The sequence below is a fragment of the Kaistella sp. genome (assembly GCF_032060305.1).
GTDB classification, from domain to species: Bacteria; Bacteroidota; Bacteroidia; order Flavobacteriales; family Weeksellaceae; genus Kaistella; species Kaistella yananensis.
In genome coordinates, this window is sequence record NZ_DAMBHK010000009.1 from 20,187 (window position 1) to 24,575 (window position 4,389).

The 4,389-nt window shown below is 41.1% G+C and carries 5 protein-coding genes and 1 pseudogene; 2 read left to right on the forward strand and 4 right to left on the reverse strand.

Features of this window, described 5'->3' with window-relative positions; translation table 11 throughout:
* Positions 1-195: pseudogene (gene prfB / locus V5N63_RS02310) on the forward strand (peptide chain release factor 2); the annotation flags it as partial.
* Positions 196-259: 64 nt separating this feature from the next.
* Positions 260-943 carry a DedA family protein gene (locus V5N63_RS02315; protein ID WP_332032631.1) on the forward strand — a complete coding sequence of 228 codons (684 nt, stop codon included), beginning with the start codon at positions 260-262 and terminating at the stop codon, positions 941-943.
* A 66-nt stretch (positions 944-1,009) separates the two neighbouring features.
* Here V5N63_RS02315 and V5N63_RS02320 read toward each other — a convergent pair whose 3' ends face one another.
* From V5N63_RS02320 to V5N63_RS02335, 4 genes are all read right to left on the reverse strand, one after another.
* Positions 1,010-1,864 (reverse strand): alpha/beta hydrolase, encoded by an 855-nt coding sequence (locus V5N63_RS02320; RefSeq protein ID WP_332032633.1) that lies wholly within the window; start codon positions 1,862-1,864, stop codon positions 1,010-1,012.
* 99 nt (positions 1,865-1,963) lie between these two features.
* Positions 1,964-3,073 (reverse strand): molecular chaperone DnaJ, encoded by a 1,110-nt coding sequence (gene dnaJ, locus V5N63_RS02325; protein WP_332030402.1) that lies wholly within the window; start codon positions 3,071-3,073, stop codon positions 1,964-1,966.
* A gap of 69 nt (positions 3,074-3,142) precedes the next feature.
* A complete protein-coding gene (locus V5N63_RS02330) occupies positions 3,143-3,682 on the reverse strand; it encodes a nucleotide exchange factor GrpE (protein ID WP_332032635.1) in 540 nt (179 codons plus the stop codon).
* 73 nt (positions 3,683-3,755) lie between these two features.
* Positions 3,756-4,389: transporter (locus V5N63_RS02335; RefSeq protein ID WP_332032637.1), on the reverse strand; the 634-nt coding region annotated here is incomplete at its 5' end.

Sequence of the window (4,389 nt, forward strand, 5' to 3'; positions counted from 1 at the left end):
GGGAAAATGAAAATCGAGTGGGGCAGCCAAATCCGAAATTACGTGATGCACCCTTACAAACTCGTGAAAGATGTGCGCTCCGGTTACGAAACTTCGGATGTGGACGGTGTGATGAACGGAGACCTGACTCCATTCCTTAAAGCCTTCCTGATGGCCGACGGAACCGCTGCGGCGGCCGATGATTTCGACCTGTAAGTTTTGGGAAACTTTAACAGATTATTAATCTTATAAAAACCGCTCTTTTATTATCTTTGCGAATATGGAACATTTTGAGAGTTGGAAGGATTTACTTAATCCTGAATTTTATATAAAAATGGGCGGTTTCTGGCTCATTTTGTTTATTATTTTCGCGGAGACAGGATTGTTTGTGGGGTTTTTTCTTCCAGGTGACAGTTTGCTCTTTGTATCAGGAATTTATGCAGTAGAGATTGTAGATCAGGCGATCGGCTCCACCGGAAGTGATTTTTTAGATACGACGATACTGGCTACGGCCATTGCGATTGCTGCGGTGATCGGAAATGAAGTGGGCTACTGGTTTGGCCGAAAAACGGGGCCTGCGCTTTATAAAAAAGAAGATACATTCCTCTTCAAGAAAAAATATCTGTTTCAGGCTCACGATTTCTTCGAAGAACATGGCGCTCTTGCTGTAATTATGGCGAGATTTCTGCCTGTGGTGAGAACATTTACCCCGATTGTTGCAGGGATTGTAAAGATGGACAAAACCCGCTTTTTGATCGATAATATCATCGGGGCGTTCCTTTGGTCTTTTTCGCTGATTTTTGCAGGACATTATCTCGACCGGCTTTTCATGGACCAGTTCGGGATTGATCTGAAATCGCATCTGGAGATGATCATCATTATTATTGTACTGATTACAAATGTTCCTATCATTGTTAAATTCTTCTTTGGCAAGGAAAAAGAAGAAGAGCAAATCGAAGAGTAAAATCTAAATCATCAATATAAAAAGCAATCTGTAAACAGGTTGCTTTTTTTTCTTATTCAGATAGAATTATTGCTTTATAAAGTCCAGTATGTTTGGATAAATGAGGCTGTCTCTCTTTTTCTTTGAAAATCTTGGGGCGTGACCAGTTTTTTTCATCAGAACAAATTTGTGCTCAATATTTTTACTGGTCAATGCCGAATCGAGTGCTAGGCCCTGGTTAATATCGACTAAAAAATCCCTGTTGCCCTGAAAGTGCAGCGTAGGGACATTTGAAGCCTGATACACCGGGCTGGCTTGTTTAAATGCTTCTGCGGTTGCTGAATTATATTTCTCGCCCACTACCTTTTGAAAAATACGGTGTGATCTTTTGAAATATTTTGAATTCCTGTAACGCTGAGAATAAAAGTCGGCAGGACCGCTCAAAGAGATTATTTTCTGAACCTGGTCTTCATTTTTGTATCCATAGAGTAGGGCCAAATGCCCACCCGCACTTTCGCCCAGAAGGATTATTTTGTTAGAAGCTAGATTCCAGTCTTTACCGGAATTGCCCGTGTACTGAAAAGCTTTAGAAATGTCTTCTAAAGCAGCCTTGTAGGTTGTAATTTTGTTTACCAGCCGGTAATTGATGTTTGCGGTGGGAAAATTATTCCGGTAAAGGAATTTCTGCACTTTGCGGAGATGGAGTTTGCTGCCAAAAATCCAGGCTCCGCCATGAACCATCATGATTAACGGCGTATCGGGTGTGTATTCTGCAGGCAGAAAAACATCCATCACATTCCTTTTGTTTTCGCCGTATTTTACATTGTAAATTTTCTTTCCAAAATTTCCGTCGTTTTTTATCCTGTAGCGTGTGGAACAGGAATTCAACAAAGCAAGAAGCACAGCGGTAAAGATAAGCTGAAGAATTACAGATTTTTTCATTGCCGGTGAGTGTGAAAATTTCGAGCCATCATGAGTATTTGAATGTCTTTCCGTTATGTATCAAATAAAAAAAGAGATTTAAAAAAATCTCTTATGTATTCAATTGAACAGGTCCCGCACTTTATCAAAAAAAGTTTTTTCTTTTCCTGAAGGTTCTGCGATCATGTCCCCGTTTTTAATTTGCTTTTCGAAAAATTCCCGCTGTTCTGCTGACAAATGTTGCGGTGTCCAAACATTGATATGAACAAACATATCCCCTTTGCCATAACTGTCGATGCTTGGCAGTCCTTTGCCGCTTAATCTGAGGATTTTTCCTGACTGTGTGCCTGCATCAACTTTTATTTTTACTTTTCCGCCCACGGTTGGGATTTCTTTCTGTGTTCCCAAGGCAGCTTCAGCGAAAGAAATGTAGAGTTCCTGGTGCAGATTATCGCCTTCACGCTTAATTGCAGCATCCACTTCTTCTTCCACCACAACCAACAGATCACCAGGATTTCCTCCAAACGGTGCATCGTTACCTTTGCCCCGTACATTCAGCTGAATTCCTTCTCTTGCGCCTGCCGGAATGTTGATGGTGACTTCTTCATCTTCTTTGATCAATCCCTGGGCATTTGCGCCTGCAGGAATTTTATCTGCAATTCTACCAATTCCCTGACAGGTAGAACAGTGCGTCTGCGTCTGCATCTGGCCGAACATGGTGTTCATTACTTTTACCTGAACACCGCTTCCGTTACAGGTAGGGCAGGTTTTGGAAGTAGCGCCCGGCGCCATTTTCATTTTCTTGACTTTAATGGTTTTCTGGGTTCCGTTCACCATTTCCTCAAGATTGAGTTTTATTCTTACGCGAAGGTTGCTGCCACGCTGCTGCTGTCTCTGCGCGCCGCCGCCGCCGCCGAAATGTCCGCCGAAGATATCACCAAACTGGCTGAAGATATCTTCCATATTCATTCCGCCACCGAAACCGCCGCCAAAACCGCCACCTCCATTCATTCCGGCATGGCCGAACTGGTCGTAACGTGCTTTTTTATTATCGTCGCTTAAAACTTCGTACGCTTCTGCCGCTTCCTTAAATTTTTCTTCAGCACTTTTATCCCCCGGATTTTTGTCGGGATGATATTTCAGCGCCATTTTTCGGTACGCTTTTTTTATTTCGTCGGCCGAAGCATTTTTAGCAACTCCCAGTACTTCGTAGTAATCTCTTTTTGACATTTTATAGTATGATTGATAAAGATAAAAAGATAACTGAGTGTTTTCAATTACCTTTTTTTATGAATGTTTTTAGTTTCCTGTAACCACTTTTGCGAAGCGGATTACCTTGTCGTGCAGTGTGTATCCGGTTTCGATGACATCTACAATTTTGCCTTTCAGGTCTTCTGAAGGTGCAGGAATCTGTGTAATGGCTTCATGAAAATCTACATCGAAACTGTCACCTGGCTTTACGTCCATAGCTTTCAAACCTTTTTCGGTGAGCTTTCCTTTGAATTTCTGATAAATAAGTTCTACCCCCTGTAAATCTGCTTCGTTGCCGGTTTTCGAGATTTCTTTCAAAGCTCTTTCGAAATCATCCAGGATAGCCAGCATGGAAATCATCATGTCCTGATTGGCATACTGGAAGAACTCCATTTTCTCTTTAGTGGTTCTTTTTTTGTAGTTTTCGAATTCTGCGAAAAGACGCACGTAACGGTCTCTTTCTTCTGCCAAAAGTTCCTCTGCAGAGGGAGCGGCTGTCACATTCTCGTTAGATTCAGTTTCAGGGTTTTGAATGTTTTCTTCCTGAAGATTTGCATTTTCTTCGTGTATATCTTGATTTTCCGACATAGTATTACAATTTAGTACTCATCAATTCACAAAGATTTTGCCAAATAGAGTTTTAGGACAATTAGTCACTTTCTTACTTTGTACTGAAGCGGTATGATACCCCTGCAGATACAAAATAGTCTGGTGAGATTTCAGAAATTCCTACTCCGGCAGAGGTATCTACCTGAAAATTGTTGCTGATGAGATAAGTGAAGCCCGCATCGAAACGGTGGTCAGCTTTTTCAAATTTATTCAGGTATCCATAAAATTCAGCAAACATGCCCAGCTTTTCATCAAGTGAATATGAAGTTGAAACTGTGTAAGCTCCTGTAACATCTGGTGTAACACCGTTCCATTCCGCACCTAAGTTGTAGCCAAGATTCAGTTTATCCGATAGTGTGTGATTAAAAAGTAACCTGAAAGATGGTGCAGTATAAGGAGTTTTAAAATTTTTAGAAGCCAGTCTGTTCAATGTCAGTTGCCCCAGAAAAGCGATTGCCGGCATAAATTTTTTTTTCTCCATGAGTTTCGCTTTAAATCCTAACGTAACGGGTGAAATTCCGGAATTTCTCTCATGGTATACTGTTTCTGAATTAAAATCGGCGCCTACCCTGAATTCTAAATTTTTATTCACCCCATATTTTATCAATAAAGTGGGGTGAGAAGCATTTCTTGATTCAGTATCAGTTTTTTCATAAAAAATCCGGATTCCAGCTGAAGATTGCTTT